The 21,953-nt window shown below is 46.6% G+C and carries 20 protein-coding genes and 1 pseudogene; 20 read left to right on the top strand and 1 reads right to left on the bottom strand.

Translation table 11 applies throughout. From position 1 onward, the window contains the following. Window positions 1-291 precede the first annotated feature (291 nt). The 5 genes from ACFPYJ_RS30910 to ACFPYJ_RS30890 all read left to right on the top strand — a co-directional run bounded on the left by ACFPYJ_RS30910 (window position 292) and on the right by ACFPYJ_RS30890 (window position 3,874). Complete coding sequence (locus tag ACFPYJ_RS30910) at window positions 292-687, top strand: hypothetical protein (RefSeq protein WP_379192108.1); 396 nt, start codon at window positions 292-294, stop codon at window positions 685-687. Between the two features lie 176 nt (window positions 688-863). Then, complete coding sequence (locus ACFPYJ_RS30905) at window positions 864-1,208, top strand: ArsR/SmtB family transcription factor (protein WP_379192107.1); 345 nt, start codon at window positions 864-866, stop codon at window positions 1,206-1,208. A 134-nt stretch (window positions 1,209-1,342) separates the two neighbouring features. Beyond that, complete coding sequence (locus ACFPYJ_RS30900; RefSeq protein ID WP_379192106.1) at window positions 1,343-1,852, top strand: SRPBCC domain-containing protein; 510 nt, start codon at window positions 1,343-1,345, stop codon at window positions 1,850-1,852. Window positions 1,853-2,175: 323 nt separating this feature from the next. Continuing rightward, window positions 2,176-3,108, top strand: coding sequence for a hypothetical protein (locus ACFPYJ_RS30895; protein WP_379192105.1), 933 nt, complete (start codon window positions 2,176-2,178; stop codon window positions 3,106-3,108). Between the two features lie 373 nt (window positions 3,109-3,481). Then, window positions 3,482-3,874, top strand: coding sequence for a DUF2690 domain-containing protein (locus ACFPYJ_RS30890; protein WP_379192104.1), 393 nt, complete (start codon window positions 3,482-3,484; stop codon window positions 3,872-3,874). Between the two features lie 82 nt (window positions 3,875-3,956). Here ACFPYJ_RS30890 and ACFPYJ_RS30885 read toward each other — a convergent pair whose 3' ends face one another. Further along, a complete protein-coding gene (locus ACFPYJ_RS30885; protein WP_379192114.1) occupies window positions 3,957-5,708 on the bottom strand; it encodes a sigma-54-dependent Fis family transcriptional regulator in 1,752 nt (583 codons plus the stop codon). A 238-nt stretch (window positions 5,709-5,946) separates the two neighbouring features. On the opposite strand from ACFPYJ_RS30885, the gene adh reads away from it, so the two are divergent. The 15 genes and pseudogenes from adh (at window position 5,947) to ACFPYJ_RS30810 (ending at window position 21,840) form a co-directional block, all read left to right on the top strand. Further along, a complete protein-coding gene (adh, locus tag ACFPYJ_RS30880; RefSeq protein WP_379192103.1) occupies window positions 5,947-7,467 on the top strand; it encodes an aldehyde dehydrogenase in 1,521 nt (506 codons plus the stop codon). A gap of 12 nt (window positions 7,468-7,479) precedes the next feature. Further along, on the top strand, window positions 7,480-7,845 hold the full coding sequence (locus tag ACFPYJ_RS30875) for a DUF779 domain-containing protein (RefSeq protein ID WP_379192102.1): 366 nt from the start codon (window positions 7,480-7,482) through the stop codon (window positions 7,843-7,845). A 146-nt stretch (window positions 7,846-7,991) separates the two neighbouring features. After that, the gene (rpoN, locus tag ACFPYJ_RS30870; protein ID WP_379192101.1) at window positions 7,992-9,287 is read left to right on the top strand and encodes an RNA polymerase factor sigma-54; all 1,296 of its coding nucleotides are present in this window, start codon (window positions 7,992-7,994) and stop codon (window positions 9,285-9,287) included. A 229-nt stretch (window positions 9,288-9,516) separates the two neighbouring features. Further along, the gene (locus ACFPYJ_RS30865; RefSeq protein ID WP_379192100.1) at window positions 9,517-10,317 is read left to right on the top strand and encodes a GDSL-type esterase/lipase family protein; all 801 of its coding nucleotides are present in this window, start codon (window positions 9,517-9,519) and stop codon (window positions 10,315-10,317) included. Beyond that, window positions 10,314-11,225, top strand: a complete 912-nt coding sequence (locus ACFPYJ_RS30860) for an ABC transporter ATP-binding protein (protein ID WP_379192099.1) — start codon at window positions 10,314-10,316, stop codon at window positions 11,223-11,225. The genes ACFPYJ_RS30865 and ACFPYJ_RS30860 overlap by 4 nt, the downstream gene beginning before the upstream one ends. Then, the gene (locus tag ACFPYJ_RS30855; RefSeq protein ID WP_379192098.1) at window positions 11,218-12,198 is read left to right on the top strand and encodes an ABC transporter permease subunit; all 981 of its coding nucleotides are present in this window, start codon (window positions 11,218-11,220) and stop codon (window positions 12,196-12,198) included. Before ACFPYJ_RS30860 ends, ACFPYJ_RS30855 begins: the two co-directional genes overlap by 8 nt. 76 nt (window positions 12,199-12,274) lie before the next feature. Next, complete coding sequence (locus tag ACFPYJ_RS30850; RefSeq protein WP_379192097.1) at window positions 12,275-13,978, top strand: alpha-1,3-galactosidase-related protein; 1,704 nt, start codon at window positions 12,275-12,277, stop codon at window positions 13,976-13,978. A 974-nt stretch (window positions 13,979-14,952) separates the two neighbouring features. Then, on the top strand, window positions 14,953-15,504 hold the full coding sequence (locus ACFPYJ_RS30845) for a recombinase family protein (RefSeq protein WP_379192096.1): 552 nt from the start codon (window positions 14,953-14,955) through the stop codon (window positions 15,502-15,504). Between the two features lie 1,192 nt (window positions 15,505-16,696). Further along, window positions 16,697-17,020, top strand: coding sequence for a metal-sensing transcriptional repressor (locus ACFPYJ_RS30840; protein WP_379192095.1), 324 nt, complete (start codon window positions 16,697-16,699; stop codon window positions 17,018-17,020). 210 nt (window positions 17,021-17,230) lie between these two features. Further along, on the top strand, window positions 17,231-18,700 hold the full coding sequence (locus ACFPYJ_RS30835) for a cation diffusion facilitator family transporter (RefSeq protein ID WP_379192094.1): 1,470 nt from the start codon (window positions 17,231-17,233) through the stop codon (window positions 18,698-18,700). Window positions 18,701-18,767: 67 nt separating this feature from the next. Continuing rightward, a complete protein-coding gene (locus ACFPYJ_RS30830; RefSeq protein WP_379192093.1) occupies window positions 18,768-20,147 on the top strand; it encodes an MATE family efflux transporter in 1,380 nt (459 codons plus the stop codon). Between the two features lie 238 nt (window positions 20,148-20,385). Further along, a complete protein-coding gene (locus tag ACFPYJ_RS30825; RefSeq protein ID WP_379192092.1) occupies window positions 20,386-20,613 on the top strand; it encodes a ThuA domain-containing protein in 228 nt (75 codons plus the stop codon). Next, window positions 20,565-20,777: pseudogene (locus ACFPYJ_RS30820) on the top strand (hypothetical protein); the annotation flags it as partial. The gene ACFPYJ_RS30825 and the pseudogene ACFPYJ_RS30820, both read left to right, overlap by 49 nt. A 67-nt stretch (window positions 20,778-20,844) precedes the next feature. Further along, entirely contained in the window at window positions 20,845-21,036 is a 192-nt protein-coding gene (locus ACFPYJ_RS30815) for a ThuA domain-containing protein (protein ID WP_379192091.1), read from the top strand. A 171-nt stretch (window positions 21,037-21,207) separates the two neighbouring features. After that, window positions 21,208-21,840 carry a copper resistance CopC family protein gene (locus tag ACFPYJ_RS30810; protein ID WP_379192090.1) on the top strand — a complete coding sequence of 211 codons (633 nt, stop codon included), beginning with the start codon at window positions 21,208-21,210 and terminating at the stop codon, window positions 21,838-21,840. The last annotated feature ends 113 nt before the right edge of the window (window positions 21,841-21,953 follow it).

The following is a 21,953-nucleotide window of genomic DNA, read 5'->3' as shown; positions in this document are numbered from 1 at the left end:
GGTTTGTACGGGTGACTTGGTTGAATTAGGCAGGGCTTGAATTGGAATTTTATCATGGGGCTAAGTGATAGTAAATAACATCCGCAGCGCAGTTCCTTTTTTCTTTGTTTAAAATTACGGGCAGCAAGCTATTGCAACAACTACTTCCAAATCTGCGTCTAAATCATGCATTGTTGCTATCAATAACCTCTATTATTTCAGCAAAAGATATTACGGGGGAAGCTGCGGTTCGTCTAACCCGTCTAATAGGACATCGGTAAACCGTTACTACGGGAAAGGAGTCAGAGCAGCGTGAAAACAAATAAGATTTTAGTATTTTCAGGCGCCGCCATACTGCTGGCATTTATCATATGTTATTGGGTTTACTCTAATAAATTCTATTACCCAACGCTTCCCTTTGAAAGAATCACAAAGAAAGAAGCGGTTTGGAAATTAGAAAACGGTAATCATGAGTTGGTTGAATTAGAGAAGGTTAATGGCTATTATTGGTTGGGCTTTAAAGGGAATCAACAAGAAGGAAGAGATAAAATAAATAAGAAAATGGAAGATCAAGGGTTGAACTATGACTCATTTGATGGCAATGGGATTTTTTTCGAAAAGGAAGACCGGGTTATCATAACAGGAACAATGTGGACTAGAAATTATGTTCTATACAAAGTACCCGCAGAAGTAATGGCAGCAAATTGAATCGCATGGAAATTGAAGGGTGAACATCTCTCTATTTAAGCTGGGGAAGATCACGTTTTAAATATTCCTTGACTGGAATATTCCTATTAGGGTATATTGTGAATATAAGCAAAGCACCTTTCAAACGAAGTGAGGTGGACTGATATGACTCGAACCGAAAAAGGGACATCCGAATCATGGATATAACGACGTTCAGCGCACTGGCCGAATCTAACCGCTTGCGAATAGTGGAGCTCCTGCTCGATGGTCCCTTGATCGTAGGGGATATCGCCAATCGTCTTCAAATCCGCCAGCCTCAGGCCTCGAAGCATCTGCGCGTCCTGCTGGAGGCCGGGCTAGTCGAGGTAGAACCAGCTGCCAATCGCCGCAACTACAAGCTACGATTGGAGGCGTTTCAAACACTGGACACTTGGCTGGAAACCTACCGCGTTGTCTTGGATAAACAATTCGACGCGCTGGAGATTTATCTGCAGAAGCTGCAATTAAAGGAATCAAACCAAACAGAATTTCAGGAGCAATAATGAAAATGGATATTGGCTAAGGTCGAATGGAGGAATCCCAGCCTGATTTGAGAACATCTTTCAGAAGGAATCTCCAAGCTAAACTGTGAAAGAACCAAGAAATCAAACCAAACTAAATTGAAGGAGGATTTTCAATGTCGAACAAAATGATTTCCAAGGTAGAGGGTAATGAACTTATTCTGGAGCGGGTTTTTAATGCGCCTCGCGAGCTTGTGTTCAAAGCGTTTTCAGAGGCAGAGCATCTCAAGCACTGGTGGGGCCCCCGCGGCTGGACGCTTACGGTTTGCAACGTCGATTTTCGTCCGGGAGGCGTATGGCATTACTGCATGAAGTGCGTCGATGAGAATCAAGGGGATTTCTACGGATACGAGTCTTGGGGCAAAGCAGTCTATCAGGAAATCGTAGAAGCGGAGAAGATTGCCTACGTCGACTACTTTTCGGATGCCGAAGGCAATGAAGCGGAGGGGATGCCCTCCTCACAGATTATGATGACTTTTATCGAGCACGAAGGCAAGACGAAGCTTGTCAATCGGGCTCAATATGCTTCAGCAGAAGCGCTCAAGACTGTCTTGGAAATGGGGATGGAGCAAGGCATTACTGAAACTTGGGATCGTCTTTCCGAGCATCTGCAATCCATTCAATGATTTCTTGATCCACAAGGCCGCTGGCATAGAGGGCCTGTTGACAAAAAGGGGCTGGGAGCAAATCCCAGCCCTTTTTTGATACTGAGAAAAAGAAGGTCCTTAGGGATGAAACAGCGGCTTGGCCTTGGTATTGCTCAATTAGGAGACCACTATGGAATTATTCATAAAGGGGATTATTGGAACAATTAACTGTGACTTTTAGGCCTAATTTACTGATTGATCACGAACGGATTCAGGTTAATATATATTGATTTACACAACATAAAAATATTTTTATGGAGGTATAGTGTATGATGAGCATGTTTACAAGAAGGATGGGAAGGATGAAACGTTTTACCTTATTTGTAGTCTTTCTCCTCTGCACAGCGATGTTGATACCCGCCACAGCCAGTGCGGCATATTACAACACCTACACCACCGTCGCAACGCTCAACAATGCAAATAATTCTTACGCCGCACAGGGATTTGCTGTGGGATCTACCTATGTCTATTCCGCTAAAGTTAACAGTGACAATACTAAGGCAGTCATTTACCGTACCAAAATGAGCGACGGAACCACTACGCTCATGACAAACGGTGATAATGGGACAACTTATGCTACTTACCTCGGCCATGCCAACGATTTGGTGCTTAGCACAATCGACGGAAATTATTATATGTTTGTCATCACCATGAACTCCGGCAGTATGAGTCTCGTGAAACTGAAGTATGTAGGAACGAAATATTACAAAGTTGGTAACTACACAATCAAATACAAAGGTTTAGACAAGTCAATGTCGGGTGTGAAAATTACCAGCAAAGACGCTAACAACATATACTTTCTCTTCAAATCCGGACGAACCTTATACAGGGGTTCACTCAAACTGACCGCAAACAGCGGTACAATTAATGTATCCGATGGCTTTAGCCTAAATATTGAAAATGCTCGGGTCAACGGCAGTACCGTATCTAATATCACCTCGTATGCATTCCAGGGTTTCGGTTATTATAACGATACAATATATGTTCCGCTGACATATGAAAACGTTAGCATCGTACTTGTTTATCGTAATATATCAACTGCCTCGGGTACAATAAATGCAGATAATAATCTGTCATTCCGCATTACGTCCGCTGAATATCCTGACCTTTTTGAGATAGAGGGCGTTGGAATCGCCAAAGGGGATAAACTCTGGTTCAACACCAATCGAAGAACAAAACCGGGTGATACCGCTCACGACGGAGTGCACTATTTCAACGATTACAGCGCCTCCTAAATAATAAAATAGCCTCTCGGCATTCATTGTTAAAAGCCGTAAGTTTATTGTCATCTGATTTGCTCCATATAGGATTTCAGATGTGCTCGAACCCAAAAGGACCGTCAGGGTGAACTTCCCTGACGGTTTTTCTTATGGTTTACATGCGGAATGGAAACGGAGAGGGGAAGTAAAACAAAAGGCGCAATCGCTCATTGCGCGTTGTAACAAACTGATTCGCATCCTGTTTGACATCATGAAAAAAGGTCATGAATTCAGTGAAGATAAGATGATGTGCGGTCTGTGAAAAACTCATTACGTGTCCTAATGACCACCATGCTGATGTTCGGATTACTGTTTGCTACGATTCCTTCGCATGCCTTCGCCTTGAGTTATGACAATACGGATCCTTACGCGATGTGCTTACAAAAGCCCTATCACATATGAGACCAAATACATCTACCAAGGCAGCAAGAAAATTGGTTATGTGCAGCTAAGAGGCAGCGCCGCATGCCACACTGCTTGGGGCTATGTGAAGTTCTATTCTAACGCGCCATATAATGGATATGCCAATGTTGGCACCTACCGTTTTTATGGATCAGGGAGCGCCTCCAACGCTCGAACCTTCTGCAACAGCACTGGCGGTAACGATCTGGTGCAAAAAGGACAAACGTCCTGCTACACAGGCCAGCTGTATGACAGAGATCCGTACAACTCCCTCGCCGTTGTCTTCGTCTACAGCAAGACAGGGGCGGTCATCGCTCAAGCTCAGACCGGCCGCCACTAATACAATACCTAATAACGCAAAATGGTTGAACAGATATTTCGATCTGCTCAACCATTTTTCATTACGGGAAAGCGTAAGCTCGTTAAAATAACGTTATGCCGTATTCCTCGATTTTGCGGTATAAAGTCGTTCTTCCTATCTTCAATTGTCCGGCCGCCTTGCTAAGGTTCCATTCCGAGGCCTTTAGCGCCTTCTTGATAGCCGTAATTTCCGCGTCCTTCATGGTCTGAAGGTGACCTTCGCCTGATTCTGCTTGCACAGCCTCATCGGATGCTTCGAATGACAGATGCCCGGCGTCAATTGGCTGCTTTCCGGCCAGGAAGACCGCTTGCATAAGAATGCCGTTAAGCTCTCTTATATTGCCCGGCCAGCTGTAGCTTAACAGCTTGTGCTGCGCGGTTTCCGTTAGGAATGGACACGGGAAAGTATGCTTTTGGAGCAAATGAACGGCTAATGTCAATATATCGCTTCTTTCACGTAATGCAGGCAGCGTAATGTGTATCCCCTTCAACCGGTAATACAGATCGGCGCGAAACCGGCCGGCCTTTACCTCCGCAGCCAAGTCCTTGTTCGTTGCCGCAATGACTCTCGCATCAATGATCCTGCTCTTTATGCTTCCTACCGGGGTAATCATGCCTTCCTGGAGCACTCTTAATAACGCAGCTTGAGCCCGAAGAGGCATGTCTCCAATCTCATCGAGGAAAATAGTGCCCTTGTGGGCAGCCTCGAATTTCCCGACATTGCCGTCCTTGTTCGCTCCCGTGAATGCGCCGCGGGCGTATCCGAATAATTCACTCTCGATCAGGCTGTCCGGAATGGCGCTGCAGTTTAATGCAATGAAAGGCTCCGCCGACCGGGTACTGGCGGTATGAATCGATTGCGCGAACAATTCCTTTCCCACTCCGCTTTCACCCAGCAATAAGATAGGGAATTCAGTCGCAGCTGCCTTCTGGGCAAGCTCTTTTTTCTGAATGATAAGCGGGCATGTACCGATAATATCCTTGAATGAATATAAGCGAGGCTCGTTTACCGCCTGCTTCCGAATGGAGACGGACTGCCACAGCTTCTGATGATCATTATGAATGGTTTCGACCGAAAAGCCTTCCAGCTTCGTGAACTCCTTGCCGATCGCGTCGGCGCCAACAATGCGGATAGCCGCTTGATTAGCGCCAAGGATACGATTATCCCGGCTGAGAGAGAGCAGCGGCTGAGGATGGTTGTGCGCGGTATGCTCGAGCTCTCTCAAGGTAATAAGATGTTCCTTCTTCGACTCTTCCAGCAGGATTTTATTCTGCAGGGAATAGGCCGCCATACAAGCAAGTGTAAACGTATAGGCGTGGTAATTCTCTTGCTTTCCGCTAATATTGATGACGCCGATCAGCTCTCCGATTGAATTGAAGACAGGGGCTGAGGCGCAGGTCAAGAAATGATTAGAGTAAAAATAATGCTCCTGGGCATGCACGCGTACGGGCTTCTTCTCTGCAAGGGCGACCCCGATTGCATTCGTGCCTTTTCTTCTCTCGGCCCAATTGGCTCCCACCTGCAGTTGAACGGCAACTGCCCGGCTTGAGAAATCGGCATCGCCGACCGTATGAATGATGGTTCCCTCCGAGTCGATAAACAGTGCCATCTGGCCGGATTGCTTAATGCTGATGTTCATTTGTTCGAATACTTGCTCCGCGTAATGTATGGTTTGCTCATTCTGTCTTAATAGAGCTTGAATTCGGCTTTCGGTTAAGATGTTATCGTTGGCAGGATCGGTTGGCTTTAAGCCAAAATCGTGACAGCGCTTCCAAGACAACGCTGCTGCTTCGGATAAAAAGTCGTTTCCCACGGATAGCAAAACGAACACCTCCATCGTAATCGGTACCTTAAACCGATCATACCACAGTTATTTTCAATAATGGAGAGCCGGAAGAAAGAATGTTCCGAAATGGAACACTGATGTGTATCAGAAACGAACAACAATCGTAAAGCGTTTACAAGGAAGGTTGATTTGACGCTAATTTTCCAGTTGGCATGATTCTTGCTTCTATTCCTTATGTAATCCATTTTAAGGAGGCTGAGCTTATATGATTTATGCACAACCTGGACAAAACGGATCGAAGATTACATTTAAAAAACGGTACGAGAACTTTATCGGAGGACAGTGGATTGCGCCTGTTAAAGGCCAATACTTCGACAATCCTTCGCCTGTAAATAACCGCGTTTTTTGCGAGGTTCCGCGTTCCACTTCTGAGGATATTGAGTTGGCTTTGGACGCTGCTCACGCTGCGAAGGACGCATGGGGCCGCACGTCTGTTGCGGAGCGCGCCGTTATTTTAAATAAAATTGCCGATCGCATGGAAGCGAATCTCGAAATGCTGGCCGTTGCCGAAACCTGGGATAACGGCAAACCGGTTCGGGAAACGCTTGCAGCCGACCTGCCGCTGGCGATCGATCATTTCCGCTATTTTGCTGGAAGCATTCGTGCCCAGGAGGGTTCACTCAGCCAATTGGATGACAATATGGTAGCTTATCATTTTAATGAGCCGCTCGGCGTCGTCGGTCAGATTATACCGTGGAACTTTCCGCTGCTCATGGCGACATGGAAGCTTGCTCCGGCTCTTGCGGCTGGAAATGCGGTTGTCCTCAAACCTGCCGAGCAAACCCCGTCATCCATATTGGTGCTGCTGGAGCTCATTGAAGATTTGCTGCCGCCTGGCGTGCTCAATATTGTTAACGGCTTCGGCCTTGAAGCGGGCAAGCCGCTTGCCTCGAGCAGCAGGATTGCGAAAATCGCCTTTACCGGCGAAACGACGACGGGCCGCCTGATTATGCAGTATGCATCGCAGAACCTGATACCGGTCACCTTGGAGCTGGGCGGCAAGTCGCCGAATATTTTCTTTGAGGATGTGCTCGCGCAAGATGACGCCTTCTTCAATAAAGCGATTGAGGGCTTTGCGATGTTCGCTCTGAATCAAGGAGAAGTCTGTACCAGCCCGTCACGCGCGTTAATTCAGGAATCCATTTATGATCGATTCATGGAAAGAGCCTTGAAGCGGGTCGCCGCAATCAAGCAGGGCAACCCTCTTGATACGGAAACGATGATTGGGGCCCAGGCCTCCACCGAGCAGGTTGAGAAGATTATGAGCTACATTAATATCGGCGCGCAGGAAGGTGCCGAATGCCTGATCGGCGGAAATCGGGCAGCGGTGGAAGGAGATATTTCCGATGGCTACTATATTCAACCGACCGTTCTGAAGGGGCATAACAAAATGAGAATCTTTCAGGAGGAAATTTTCGGACCGGTTCTCTCCGTCACGACGTTTAAGGATCAGGAGGAGGCGCTTGCGATCGCCAATGATACGCTGTATGGACTTGGATCCGGCGTTTGGACGCGCGATATGAACACGGCCTACCGGATGGGGCGCAGCATTCAAGCCGGCCGCGTATGGACAAACTGCTACCATGCTTATCCTGCCCATGCGGCCTTTGGCGGATATAAGACCTCGGGTATTGGCCGCGAAAATCACAAAATGATGCTCTCGCATTACCAGCAAACGAAAAATCTGCTCGTCAGCTACAGCCCCGATGCATTGGGCTTCTTCTAAGAGAGGCTTAGTATGACGGCAGAAGTGAGCAAGGTTGTCGCTACCGATGTCGCTCTGGAGCTAATCGAAACTGTAAAGGCGAGGTATGGTCCCGTCATGTTCCATCAGTCTGGCGGCTGCTGCGACGGCAGCTCTCCAATGTGCTACGCGCAAGGGGAATTTCTGATCGGCGACAGCGACGTATGGCTGGGAGACATAGGCGGTGCACCCTTTTATATGAGCAAAGCCCAATACGATTATTGGAAGAATACGCAGCTTATCATCGACGTGGTGCCCGGCAGAGGCGGGATGTTCTCGCTTGAGGGCCCGGAAGGACGGCGTTTTCTGACTCGCTCAAGGATGTTCACGGATGAGGAGCGGCGCATGCTGGGTCTTTAAGCTTTTCATTTACCAGGAACAAAATAAAGGCCCTGTTTTTCTTCCTTGACGAAGAGAACAGGGTTTATTTTAGTATAGCGTTTGCAAGAATGAAGCGAATATAATATCTAGTAAGGGACCCGAAAATATAATCAGGGGGAATGCACATGGAAATCGCATTGGCCGCCCTACAAGAATCAAAACTGCAGCTTACTCCTCAGATGCGGCAGTCCATGGAAATTCTGCATATGTCCGCCTTGGATTTGAATGAGTATATGAAACAGCAAGCGATGGAAAATCCTTTTATCGAGCTTCAGCCCGTTAAGGAGATCCCCGCTATCCGCTTTGCGAGCAGCTCCAAACAAGATTGGTGGCTGAATGTCAGCCTTCCCGGAGAGGCAACCTTAGAATCGGTATTGCTGGAGCAGATCACCTATATGAAGCTCGATCCGGCTGTCCTGGTTCTATGCAAATGGATCATTGGCAATCTGGACGAGAAGGGGTATCTCTTCTATTCCAAAGAAGAAATTTCTTCGTTAAACGGCGCTTCTTTAAAGCAGGTAAGTGAGGCTGTCGACGTCATACAAGGATTAGAGCCGCATGGTGTCGGGGCTTCAACATTAGCGGAGTGCCTCCTCCTTCAATTGCGCCAGCGGCAGGAGGTAAACTCCTTAATCTTTAACCTCGTTCAGCATGATTTGCTCAGCATCGCAGAAGGAAAGCACCGGCAGCTGGCGGAGAAATACGAAACAGAGCTGTCGGAAATTAAAACAGCCATCGAGAAAATCAGCTCCCTGAATCCGAGGCCTGGGGCGTTGTACAGCTGGGAGAAGCCGCAGTATATCCTGCCTGATCTTCAACTTAAGCAGGCAGCAGGGGAATATGAAGTGAGCCTTGATAATCGTTTTCTTCCAGCCATCTCCTTGAATCGTTCTTATTTGAGCTTAATGGAGCAGCATGCTTCGAAGGATATCCACCGCTATTTGAAGAACAACTGGCAGGCGGCTCAAGATCTATCCGATAGTATCGAGCGAAGAAAGGCGACACTGCTTAAGGTAGCCACTGTTATTTTCGAAGTGCAGGCGGAGTTTTGCAGGAACGGCTCCTCCCATATTCGGCCGATGACCATGAAGCAAATCGCCGAAGCGCTGCACGTACATGAATCAACCGTAAGCCGCGCTGTAAGCCAAAAGTATATTCGAACCCCATGGGGACTGTTTGAGCTTAAGCATTTCTTCTCGTCCTCGATTAAACATGCTGACGGAACAACGGTTTCGGCTATCTACATGAAGGAGCGAATTCGTGAATACATCTCTGCAGAACAGCCGGCCACGCCGTTATCCGATCAACAAATCGCAGCGCTTCTGACAAGCGAAGGGCTGCTGATCTCACGCAGAACGGTGACCAAATATAGAGAGCAATTGAACTTGAAGTCCTCTGCAAGGAGGAAAAACCGGGGATAAGGAAATATAGGCCAAATGATGATGATGTACTTGGAGGGGTACTTTTGCTTGTAGAAGCAAAGGTCCCCCTCCGTCGTTTTGGTGGAAGGGGCGAGCTATAAGAAAGGCTTCCGGAAGGTCACTTTCCCGGCGATTGATAGAATGATGTCCAATTTCCATTATTTTTAAGCTTACTCTCATCTTTGTGTGGTATGTTCGGACTAGCATGACTCAGAAAGGAAGGTTCGAAGTGGCAAAAGAACGATGGATCAAGCTTTTCATGGGAATCGCGGCATTATCGTGTGTGGTTTGGGTCTTGTCTCTTGCCTGGACACTCCAGGATTATTGGGGCGGCTCGGCGCCGGCAGCAGCGACTCCGCTTCCGATGGCGACGGATACACCTGAGCCTGTGAAGAGTGACGGCAAATTCAGGCTGCTCGCTCTGGGTGACTCCCTGACGAGAGGTACCGGAGATCCAGGCGGCAAGGGTTATGTCGGTTACTTGCTGGAGAACCTCAAGGAACAATCGCAGCAGGAAATTGTGCTTCATAATTTTGGTGTGAACGGGCTGACGTCTGTCGGACTGGCCGAACAATTACAAAGCCATCTGAATGAAATAAAGTCGGCCGACGCCATTGTGATGAGCATCGGTGGAAATGATCTGTTCCAGGATGGAGAAACGCTTGGCAAGCTGGATCCGGCGAACATCGGTCAAATCGAGGAAGAATATTTGCGCCGTCTAGATGGCATTCTGCATCAGCTTCGCGAGCAGAATCAAGCTGCAAATATTTATCTGATCGGCTTGTATAATCCGTTTATTGAGCTTGGGAACACCGAAACGACAACAAAAATCGTAAGGGATTGGAACTATCAAACCGGGGAGGTCACAGCCAAATACCCTCAGACCGTTCTCGTTCCAACGTTCGATTTGTTTCAACTGCATATACAAGATTACTTGGCGAAAGACCTGTTTCATCCGAATGCAGCAGGATATCGCTTGATTGGAGAGCGGATTGCATCTCTAATGAGCTGGGAGGGGGTGGGCAAATGAGTGAAATCACTCTGTCGGTTCGAGGTTTGAGAAAGGTGATCGGGAAGAAGGAGATTATCCGCGATCTCAATTTCGAGTTAAAACGAGGGGAGGTATTCGGCTTTCTGGGACCGAACGGTGCGGGTAAAACAACGACCATCCGCATGCTGGTCGGACTTATCAAGCCAACGGCCGGCAGCATTCGCATATGCGGCTACGATCTCCGCACCCACTTTTCCGAAGCTATGGACAACTTAGGCTGCATTGTGGAAAATCCTGAGCTCTACACCTACCTGAGCGGATGGGGGAACTTGCAATATTTTGCCCGGATGATGGGCGGAATCGATAAGGAGCGCTTGGATGAAGTCGTTCGTCTGGTCGGGCTGAGTGCGAGAATTAATGACAAAGTAAAAACCTATTCGCTGGGCATGCGCCAGCGGCTCGGCATCGCTCAGGCTTTGCTGGGGCGGCCTAAAGTGCTTATTCTGGATGAACCGACGAATGGCCTGGATCCTTCGGGCATCAGGGAGATGAGAGAATTCATCCGCTACTTAGCAGAAACAGAAGATTTGACTGTGCTCGTTTCCAGCCACTTATTAAGCGAGATTCAGCTGATGTGTGACAGGGTGGCCATTATATCACGAGGCAAGGTTGTCCAAGTAGATACGGTGAACAATCTTCTTGCTCAGAGGGAACAGGTGCATTGGCGGCTGTCTCCCCGCTCTCAAGGAATAGAAGTATTAAGAGGTTTCACGGATTCGGTTGAAACGACGGGAGATCTCGTGAAAACACCTTATGTCGAGTATGAAGTCGGGAGATGGAATCAAGCGCTTGTGGAGGCTGGAGTCACGGTAATGGAAATGAGCAGGAAACTCCCCTTACTGGAGGATCTGTTCCTGGAGCTGACGGGAGGGACGGGCATTGACTAACTTAGTGTATAACGAAATGGTTAAAATCGCAGGGAAGCGGCGCCTGCTCGTTGTGATGCTGATCATCGCCATATTGATCACTCTGTTTACCTATGCACAGCTTCGTCAGGCAGAAGAAAACCTCAAGAGGTTCGGAGACGTCGATTGGCGGCTGGTACTTGAACAGAGAATTGCATCATGGGAAAATCGCATGTCGAGCGGACGCGCGCTGGATGAGGATGCGGCCGAGCTTCAGATCCGAATCAGTTTGCAGCAATATTATTTAGATCACAACATCAATCCGTCCGAACCGGGTGCGCCGACATTCGTGCGGGGATTTGTAGAGAATGGAATCAGTCTTCTGCTTCCCTTAATGATGATGATCGTCGCGTCCGATCTCGTTTCGTCCGAACATAGCTCTGGAACCATCAAACTTCTATTGACCCGCAGGGTGAAAAGATGGCGCGTTTTGCTCAGCAAATATTTGGCTCTGCTGCTCTGCGTATCGATTATCATCACTATGTTCGGTCTATTATCCACCTTGATTTCAGGAACAGTGTTCGGCTTTCAGGGCTGGAAGGCACCTGTGCTAACAGGGTTTTCCGTTAGTGGAGGCGAGCTGGATGCGTCCGGCGTTCATATGCTTCCGCAATGGCAATATATTATGATGGAGCTCGGATTGGCATGGTTCGTTTCCCTCGTTGTAGCGACCATTACGTTCATGCTCTCCGTACTCTTAAGAAGCACAGCGGCTGTAATGGGTATTATGCTGGCCTGCCTGATTGCCGGAACCATCCTAAGTACGATGGTTGCCTCATGGGAATCAGCCAAGTATATGTTTATGGTGAATCTTGAGTTGATCAACTATCTGGAGGATGCCGCTCCCCCGATTGAAGGCATGTCACTGGGTTTCTCGCTTCTTGTGCTCCTTGTCTGGGGTGTTACGGCGCTGACGGTCTCTTTTGTTTTCTTTAACAGACGGGATGTATATTGAGTGGGATATGACCATTGTTTACAATGGCAAATACACTTCTTATTGCCTTTCATAACGAACAAGAAAGGTGTTGTTTATGCAAGAAAACAAAGGTTCGTTTCCAGTTCAAACTGTTATTCGTCTTGCGGATTATGGAGCTGTTCCGGATACAGGGGAAGATACCCAGCTGGCTATGCGGCGTGCCATTGAAGCGGCTGCTGCACTTGCGCGGCCGGCTTTAATCGAATGCGCCGCAGGACGCTACGATTTTTATACCGACGAAGCGGTCCGCGCACCCTATTATATTACGAATACTGCGAGCGAAACGGAAAATCCGGATATTACGAGAACGATCGGGCTGCTGTTTCGCGGCTTGTGCAACGTCACGCTGGATGGTAAAGGAGCCTTGTTCGTCTTTCACGGCAAACAAACGATGTTCGTTATCGACGCTTGCGAGCAGATCGAAATTCGCAATCTGCATGTGGATTATCACTGTCCGACTGTAGTTGAGATGACGGTCGTGGAATCAGGCAGTCACCATCTGGACGTTCGCGTACATCCCGATTCACATTACGAAATAGAAAATGGGCGGCTTTTTTGGATCGGGGACGGTTGGCGCTTTCACGAAGGACCGATGCAGCAGTTTGAACGCGAAAGCGGTACGACCTGGCGCATCGATAATCTGATCGAGCAGGCAACGTTTGCTGAGGAAAAAGAACCGGGTTTGCTGCGTTTGAACTTCGTGAAGGCTCCGGTATTACCGGTAGGCGCGGTGCTTCAGGCGCGAGACGGCATCCGCGATCAGGTCGGTGTCCTCATGGTCGAGAGCCGGGATGTGAGATGGCATCATGTAGGCATGCATTTTATGCATGGACTCGGCATGGTCGGCCAGTTCAGTGAAAATCTGACTTTGGAAAACGTTGAACTGGCGCCCCGTCTTGAAACAGGACGAACGGTCGCGGCATTTGCCGATTTCGTTCATTTGTCCGGCTGCCGGGGAACGATCCGAGTGGCGGACTGCCGTTTTGCGGGTGCGCATGACGATGCGATCAACGTGCATGGCACGTATTTACGCATTGTCGGGCAGCCTGAAGACAATCGGATACGCGTTCGTTTCATGCATCCACAAACATACGGCATCAAAGCATTCCATCCCGGCGATGCTGTCGATTTTGTGAGGGGTGCAACTCTTGAGCATTATGCGGATAATGTCGTCAAGTCCGTGCGAATCATTTCCCAGCGAGAAATCGAATTGTCACTTCAGCAAGCAGTTCCATCCGACATAAGGCAAGGCGATGCGGTGGAAAACGTAACATGGACCCCTGAAGTCGAAATCGTACGCAACCGTTTCACCGGCATCCCGACGCGGGGGATCTTGGTGTCGACCTGCCGCCGTGTACTGATCGAGGATAACGAATTCGATCGAATGGCGATGAGCGCGATTCTGGTGGCAGACGAAGCGTGGGAATGGTACGAATCTGGCAGAGTGGCGGATTTGTCGATCCGCGGCAATCGCTTCATCGCCTGCGGAAGCACGGAGCTTGCGGTCATCCTGATCAAGCCCGAAGCGCCGGAGCTGGGCGATCAAGTACAGATTCATCGCCATATCCGGATCGAGCGTAATGAATTCATGCTCAATGAAGCGGCCGCCCTAGACGCCCGGCATACGGATGAACTCGTTTTTATCGACAATTCGATCGCCTGCACGCAGAAGGCGCCTACCGAAGAAAACACAATTCGCCTGACCTCCTGTACCGGCATCGAGTTGAGCGGCAATCGATATAGACAAGGCAATCGATAGAAATCCAGGCGTGATAAACAGCTGCTGCATGAGCGCAAAGACTGTGTTTCAATTTTGTTTTTTGCGAAATTCTCTTTGTTCTATGGATTAATAAATCGTTTTATCTGAACAACAGCTGTTGGAGAAGTTTTACCTTGAGCGGAATGAAAATTACCAAGTACCAACCTCTTCTGTTTAAATGTCGTTTGTGTCTGAAAGCATTCTTGTTGATTTGGTTTACATCGATGACTTCATCGAGACTATAAAAATCGATAGTTATAAGAATTTGATATTCACCAAGCAAAGAGCAACCCAAAAGGGTTGCTCTTTTGATTAGCTAAGGCTCTCAGAAGGGAGATTCCAATTATTCAAGTAATTGGATGCATCCTTTTCGTCATCTCTTGGACTGATAGGTATTACTCTGCCCAGTTGACTTAACAATAAGGAGCAATGAACATTGAAATAATCCGGCTTTCACCACGTTAACGGGTAACCGGTTATATTGCTATCCCCGGTTCAATGGCCGATGTGGTAACTCCTTACATGTTTGATGCCGAACTGACAGCAAAAACCGTGATGAGTGAGTTAACTCAATTAATTAGATCTACTTTGCGGGTGACGTCAGCTTCACTGGTACTACCCTATTTACGGATCTCGCTTTCCAGAGGGCAGCAGCAAGGATTTAAAAATAATCATTCAGGGTGAAAGTGAAGAGTTTGGCGGAATTGATTTGAAGTTGCTTACGGCGCTCGATGAAAATGTATTCTTTTTCATTAGCGTACGTTTTTCGCGTTTTGTTAGCGGTACCCATATTAGTTATTTCTTAAGGATAAGATGGCTACCTACTGTGTCTAAATAACGATCGTTTTTTAGACTTTATAAACATCAGCTTAAAATACCCCAAACTGATCATTGTTTTTGTCTATTAAATCGTCTATTATTCAAGGTATATTAAATAGACTAATCGAAGGTTTAATGGACAAGAGGGGATTGGAATGACTAAAATTGGCTATGCTCGTGTTTCGACTGCCGATCAGTCCATGGATTTACAAATCGATTCTTTGAAGGCTTCCGGATGTGAGCGTATTTTCGAGGAAAAGGTCTCCGGAAAGAAAAGTGATCGACCAGAGTTAGCTCGCTGCTTGGAGTACTTGCGTTTCGGGGATACATTAGTCATCTGGAAATTGGATCGACTTGGCCGGACGACAAAGCAGTTAATCGAGCTTTCGCATGATCTTAAAGAAAGAGGAATCAGTCTGCAGATCATCACTCTGGGAGTAGATACTAGCACACCAGCGGGCAAGCTTTTTTTCGCTATTATGGCTGGTTTAGCTGAAATGGAGGCAGAGACAATTCGAGAGAGAACCCAGGCCGGCTTACAAGCCGCTCGGGCTCGAGGTAGAAAAGGGGGAAGACCGCCATTGGATAAGAGTAAAGTTGAAATGGCACTGCTTCTGTATGATAGTCGGAAATATACCATAAAAGAAATAACTGAGCAGACCGGAGTGTCTAAAGCAAAGTTATATCAAGTTCTCAATGTCAGGTAATGTATAGTATTACCTGTATGTTAGCAGATACTCTGATATCAAAGAGCCAGGTGTAACATGAATGCAAGCAGAAGTCCAAGCTTCACCAGATAAAGTTCGTCAATTGGAACAACAGTTGCGTAACATGGAGACCGAGAAGCAAAAACAAGAACGTGAGCATTTCTGCCCGAATCTCGCTACGGTACTTTTGCTTCCATGAGTGCAACACACCAGCCGAGATACCCAGTTCTCCAGCGATCTCCGGCATCGACTTTGATTGTTCTACTTTACAGTTCTCTTTTTGAACTCTTCCGTGTACTGATTACGTAGCTGTTTTTCCATACAGGACACCTCTCCTCGTTAACGTAATTATCTATTTACACTTAACGGTTCTAGCTCCAAAACTAGCAATTCATACAAACATACATACATGATCGCTTACGATTTCTAAATATAATAGCTACGATTCCTTGTTGAATATAACGTCAACTTGGAATATTAGACTGAATACCAAGGTAAAAAAGAAAAAGAAAATGACAGCTCTTGAAAGCTAAAAATCCCAACCCAGAGTGATAGATATAGGACTTGCTTGAGTATCGATTTCTCAGGGTAGTGCGACAAGAAAATCAGAATAGCGAACGCTATGGCTAAGGTAATAAGGATTTGAACAAAATCATGCGAAAAATGAAATGTTGGCGATTTAAACTTCCATGTATGCTTGTCTTCCGTTAGGAGACTATACAGGAAGTTACCTATGATCAACACGTACATACTCGCCCGAAATTCCTCGAATCTACTCCAATCCGTCCATTTCAATGAACACAAGATCCAACCAGCGATGCAAGCCAAATAAATCAATTCCACAATCGTCTACTGCCTCCGTTATTATGGCATACATACTGAAAGTATTGACTCCGAGTATTAAATGTATTCAAAACGGATGGCTTCACCAGAGTAAATAATTTATATTAAGCCACTAATCCTCCTATCGCTTCCAACGCAATCACCTCTCCCTCGTCAGTAATTCAAGCGATATGGTATAGGACAGGATCTTTGAGCCGAAACCTTTTACGATGGTATGACGATGATGGCTTTATCGTACCCCAGGCTCATTTGCTTTTGCTAAACCTTCCTTTAACAATAATCTTCTATCTTGGCTTTGACACCCTCATACTGGGGGGATAAAATAAGTTTTATAGGACGGAGGGCGTTTATGAATGATCATGAACATAATCAAGTAGAGAAACACGAACATAGTCACGGACACACCCACCCTCATAAGCAAAGAAAACAAGTGACCAATCGACTGGCTCGAATAGAAGGCCATGTTCGTTCTATAAAAGAAATGTCTGATAATGGTAGAGATTGCCCAGATATCCTTCTTCAAATTGCAGCTGTGAAAAAGGCGCTGGACGCAGTTGCCAAAGTTGTATTAAAAGATCATTTGGAACATTGCGTGGTTTCATCTGTTCAGGATGAGCAACGAAATCAAGTGTTATCTGATCTACAAAAAGCGCTAGACAATTATATCCGGTAAATGAGTGAAAAGTGAGGGGATTAACATTCTCCTCACTTTTTTACTTTCTAGCCTATTTTATTGAATCCAAGAATCCACGAAACCATTCGTATAAGGCGAACGAAGTCCTTTGAGGGGCTAGATTCGTCGTTTACAATATCCCCCCTAGGGGGATATACTCTTTATAGTTCATGTTTTAATAGAGTTGTTAACTCAAAGGAGGTTTTACGAATGGGCGTCGGACATTCTCACGGGGAACATGGGCATTCGCATGTTGGCGTGGACTCAAGCATTGTAAAGAACAAAGAAGCAACAAGGGTTCTCATGATTTCACTAGTCGCTATGCTGATTACAGCCATTTTTCAAGCCATCATAGTAGCTATTTCTGGAAGTGTCGCTCTTTTTGCAGATACGATTCATAATTTTGGTGATGCATTAACATCGATCCCGTTATGGATCGCTTTTGCACTAAGCCGGAGGCTGCCTACTAAGCGCTTTACGTACGGGCTAAATCGAAGTGAGGATTTAGCGGGACTTATTATTATCATCGTTATTGCCATTAGTGCAGTTGTGGCTGGTTATGAATCCGTACAGCGTTTGATTAACGGTTCATCTTTAACCAATCTGTGGGCAGTTGCGATTGCATCTATTGTTGGTTTCTTAGGTAATGAGTTGGTTGCCATCTATAGAATCAGGATGGGGAAAAAGATGGGAAGCGCGGCTCTTGTCGCAGACGGGCATCATGCCCGCGTAGATGGCATAACTTCTCTAGCTGTATTAATTGGTGTGATCGGAACATGGTTGGGATATCCGATTATTGACCCTATTGTTGGTTTAGTCATTACGATCACCATTATTTTTATCGTTAAAGATTCTGTGAAAACCATCTTCTCCCGATTGCTCGATGGGATTGAACCCAAGACCATTGATTTAATTACTGCTTCTGTTGAGGATGTTCGAGGGGTAGTGGGCGTTACTGAGGTAAAGGCACGTTGGTTCGGGCATGAGGTCAAAGCCGATATCAGTATAGCGGTGGAATCAGATTTGTCGATTAAAGAAGGGCATGACATTGTGAAAAACGTTATTCACCGCTTGCAGCATGATATTGAGCATTTGGGAAGCGTTCATATTCACATCGATCCGGAAGAAGAGGCTGGAGAAGTTTTTCACTCCCATGAAAATTTCCATGAACACCACGGACATGCTCATGGCCGCAGTGGGGAACATGCACTGAACTACCCTTTCGAGTGGGTAGGTGTGTATAAGCTTTCCGATGGCGACTATGAATTTACACTGGATGAAGGTCCGGACCCAGCAATGCTCATAGCCTTATTACCTTTATCCGATTCCACCCATGACGCTCTCGAGATGGCAAAACTTGATGCTATCGAGGTTTTTAAAGGTAATGTGCAAGTCTTGTCCAGCGGCGGAGTACTCCAACCCAGTCATGATCTGACACAGTTGCTTTTGGATGGTGATGTGGATTTCATTGTGAGAATCACCAAGCCAGGTTCTTACGCACTGTTCACTGAGCATCATCCTAACGAGTTTGCCGCCGCACTGTTTCGCAACGGACCGATCATTCGTGTATCTAATCAGCAAGCCTTTCCATCTGCGCACGCACATGCACATACACATGCAGATCAGCATAGCCATGAAGGACATCCACATCATGAAAGAAAAGTACACTCCCATAAGTGAGATGAGTACACACGAACAACTTATTGAACAAATTAGAAAATTATTTTAGATAGCGGAGGTTCGTTTCATGTCAGCAGCAGTTCCCATCGGAGATACCAGCCGAAATCAAAAGATCAAAGTCATATTAGCACTTGCCATACCAGCTATGATTGAAAACTTCTTGCAAACGGTAGTGGGATTTGTTGATACGCTATTTGTTTCCAAGATTGGCCTTAATGAAGTCGCTGCTGTAGGTGTGACGAATGCCATTGTAGCAGTGTACATAGCGGTGTTCATGGCAATGGGTGTAGGCACATCCTCATTAATTGCCCGTAGTGTGGGGGCCGGGGAAATCGACAAAGCCAAAGCGATAGCGCGGCAATCGACGTGGATTTCCGCACTACTAGGACTGGTGTTCGGCGTCATCACCCTTTTTTTTGCAGAACCATTGTTACGACTTATGGGGGCCGAACCGAGTGTATTGGCAGATGGGGTCATTTATTTCCGTATTGTGGCGGTCCCGTCCATTTTTTTATCGCTTATGACGGTTTTCGGCAGCATTCTGCGCGCCGCGGGCGATACCAAGACGCCAATGAAAATTGGCGTTTGGGTAAACCTGATACACATTGGTTTGGATTATGTATTGATCTTTGGACTAGGAGAATGGGGCGGATGGGGAATAGCGGGGGCGGCATGGGCGACGGCGATTGTCCGAGTCATTGGAGCAGCTGCTCTGTTCATCTATATCCGAAAATCAAAGCTGTCTTTTTCCCTTCGCAGAGGCGCCTCCAACGAGTTCACCTTGCCGCTGTTAAAGCTTTCTGGTCCAGCGGCTGCAGAACGTTTAATTATGCGATTTGGGCAAGTGTTGTATTTCGGCCTGATTGTACGAATCGGCACTGACGTTTATGCAGCTCACGTTCTAGCAGGTAATATTGAAATTTTCTCCTATATGCCGGGTTACGGGTTAGCTATTGCAGCTACGACACTCGTCGGCCAGCATTTAGGGGCTAATCGCAAGAATGATGCTTACGATTACGGCATGCTAACCACCTGGATCGCGGTCATATTCATGGCGTTTGTCGGAGTGCTCATGTTCTTTTTTTCACCGATAGCAGCCGGCTGGTTTACAAATGATAAGGAAGTAATCGGGATGGTGACAACAGCGCTTCGAATAGATGCGTTTGCCCAACCGTTCTTGGCGATCGGTCTAGTCGTCGCAGGTGCTCTGCAGGGGGCGGGCGATACCAAAAGCCCGATGTATAGCACAGCAATAGGAATGTGGCTAATTCGAGTTCTCGGGGTGTATGTGCTGTGTATTTATTTAGGGATGGGAATTGCAGGTGTTTGGCTCTCTATTGCCATTGATCTTTTCATCCGTGCTGTTTTTTTACTTTTCCGATTTAAACGATATATGCAATCGGAACGCAAGAAAGAGAAAATCATTCATCAGAAAAAAATAATCTAGTTCACGTTTCAACTAGGCACTTGTCGGGACAAAAAAGTGCCATTATCTTGTGTTAAATGGTTTTGAGTTAGTTGATTGCAGGAGTACCCAAAGCAGCCCGTTGTTGATTGGGGGTTGGTCACTCGGTGGATTACTTGCACTGCATTTTGCAGTCAAAGGTTACGCTGATGGCCAATTCTATTGATCGATGCATTGGGTTTCGGGCAGAACGCATATATTGGGTTAGGGGGGAGGAAGAATGAACCGAAAACAGGCTTTAATCGTGCAGGGAGGATATGAGGGGCATAAGCCACGGGAGATTTCCGAGATCGTGGCCAAGGTTTTGCGGGAAGAACATTTTGACGTCGAGATTTCAGATAGCCTTGATGTTTTTTTGGATACCAACAAGCTGAAGCAAACCGACTTAATCGTTCCCCTATGGACAGCAGGTGTCATTACCAAGGAGCAACTGCACACAATTTACTGAATGCGGTTGCCTCCGGGACCGGTCTCGCCGGGCTGCATGGGACGGGTGATGCTTTCCGTTGCGAATTTGAATATCAAGGCATGGTCGGAGGTCAGTATCTAGCACACCCCGGCAATGACCAGGAACCCTATCGGGTTCATTTTCCATATCCTCACTATCCGCTTGTTGCAGGAATAGGCGATTTTTTTGTAAAGACCGAACAATTTTATATGATGGTGGATCCATCCATCCATGGCTACCACGTATTTCGACCGGGTCATTCCTCCTTTAGTCTGGAGACCTGTAGTGATGCCCATCGCTTGGATAAAAAAATATGGAGAAGGAAGCGTCTATTACACGTCGCTCGGACATAGTCCGGAGATTGTGACACTTCCTCAGGTCATAACGATGATTCGTCGAGGCATGGTGTGGGCAGCGCGTTAGAAACCGCGATTATTCTCCACTTTGATTTTAGTAATTGCAGGAACACCCTATCTCGGGATATGAGGGTTTCACAGAAAAGTCGCATCTAATAGCTCGAAAGAGTCATACCTCTAGGCAGATTCTATGCTAAACTTTTAACAAATTGTTTTTGTTAGAAGGAGAATATCAATCTTGAAAAAGTTGACTTCATTAGGCATTATCATGTTTATTATTCTCATATTCCCGCAGGGAGTATGGGCACATACTGATTTAAAAGGTGCAACTCCTGCAGATGGGGAAACGGTTATATCTGAGTTGAAGCAAGTTCAACTGCAGTTTGAGACGGTCATCGAGCCGCTTGTTGTATTGAAGGTCTCCAATGCTAAAGGAGAAGAAATACCTGTAAAGATTGAAACCGGTAAACAAGAGATCAAAGGTACCTTCGATGCTCCCCTGATGAACGGTAGTTATACTGTAAACTGGCGGATTATTGGTGAAGACGGACATAACATTAAAGGGGACTATTCATTTACAGTTGCAATTCCAGAGGAAGTGATGAACCCTCCTGTCGCAGAACCAAATTCCAATTCGAATGAACCTGCACAAGATTCAAACAGCGTCTACACGAAACCTGAACAAACGGAAGGGATCACCAAGACCGGAGAACAAGAAACGGTAGAAAATACAAAAGCGAATAACGTAGAACTTGCCGCACCAATTGAAACCAATTCCGGACAAAATTTAAGTACAGGTTGGATTATCGCTATCTTGGTGGTCTGTATTGGTCTATTCTTTGCAATGTTTCGAAGTATGTTCAAGAAGTAATTCCATTAACTCAATTTGACTCTGCGGAGCAAACGATAATGAAGCAAAAGGGGCTGTCCCAAAAGTAAGTTTTAATCACTTGGCAGATAGCTTGTTTCTGTAAAGAAGCACGA

The sequence above is a fragment of the Paenibacillus solisilvae genome (genome assembly GCF_042656405.1).
GTDB classification, from domain to species: domain Bacteria; phylum Bacillota; class Bacilli; order Paenibacillales; family Paenibacillaceae; genus Paenibacillus_Z; species Paenibacillus_Z solisilvae.
Note: the sequence above shows the minus strand (reverse complement) of the source record. Positions and strands in the feature narration are given on the sequence as shown.

Excerpts from the sequence above, each read along its gene's own strand:
- ACFPYJ_RS30905 (WP_379192107.1), top strand. The coding sequence starts at position 864 with ATGGATATAACGACGTTCAGCGCACTGGCCGAATCTAACCGCTTGCGA.
- ACFPYJ_RS30900 (WP_379192106.1), top strand. The coding sequence starts at position 1,343 with ATGTCGAACAAAATGATTTCCAAGGTAGAGGGTAATGAACTTATTCTG.
- ACFPYJ_RS30895 (WP_379192105.1), top strand. The coding sequence starts at position 2,176 with ATGAAACGTTTTACCTTATTTGTAGTCTTTCTCCTCTGCACAGCGATG.
- ACFPYJ_RS30890 (WP_379192104.1), top strand. The coding sequence starts at position 3,482 with ATGACAATACGGATCCTTACGCGATGTGCTTACAAAAGCCCTATCACA.
- adh (WP_379192103.1), top strand. The coding sequence starts at position 5,947 with ATGATTTATGCACAACCTGGACAAAACGGATCGAAGATTACATTTAAA.
- ACFPYJ_RS30875 (WP_379192102.1), top strand. The coding sequence starts at position 7,480 with ATGACGGCAGAAGTGAGCAAGGTTGTCGCTACCGATGTCGCTCTGGAG.
- rpoN (WP_379192101.1), top strand. The coding sequence starts at position 7,992 with ATGGAAATCGCATTGGCCGCCCTACAAGAATCAAAACTGCAGCTTACT.
- ACFPYJ_RS30860 (WP_379192099.1), top strand. The coding sequence starts at position 10,314 with ATGAGTGAAATCACTCTGTCGGTTCGAGGTTTGAGAAAGGTGATCGGG.
- ACFPYJ_RS30850 (WP_379192097.1), top strand. The coding sequence starts at position 12,275 with ATGCAAGAAAACAAAGGTTCGTTTCCAGTTCAAACTGTTATTCGTCTT.
- ACFPYJ_RS30845 (WP_379192096.1), top strand. The coding sequence starts at position 14,953 with ATGACTAAAATTGGCTATGCTCGTGTTTCGACTGCCGATCAGTCCATG.
- ACFPYJ_RS30840 (WP_379192095.1), top strand. The coding sequence starts at position 16,697 with ATGAATGATCATGAACATAATCAAGTAGAGAAACACGAACATAGTCAC.
- ACFPYJ_RS30835 (WP_379192094.1), top strand. The coding sequence starts at position 17,231 with ATGGGCGTCGGACATTCTCACGGGGAACATGGGCATTCGCATGTTGGC.
- ACFPYJ_RS30830 (WP_379192093.1), top strand. The coding sequence starts at position 18,768 with ATGTCAGCAGCAGTTCCCATCGGAGATACCAGCCGAAATCAAAAGATC.
- ACFPYJ_RS30825 (WP_379192092.1), top strand. The coding sequence starts at position 20,386 with ATGAACCGAAAACAGGCTTTAATCGTGCAGGGAGGATATGAGGGGCAT.
- ACFPYJ_RS30815 (WP_379192091.1), top strand. The coding sequence starts at position 20,845 with ATGGCTACCACGTATTTCGACCGGGTCATTCCTCCTTTAGTCTGGAGA.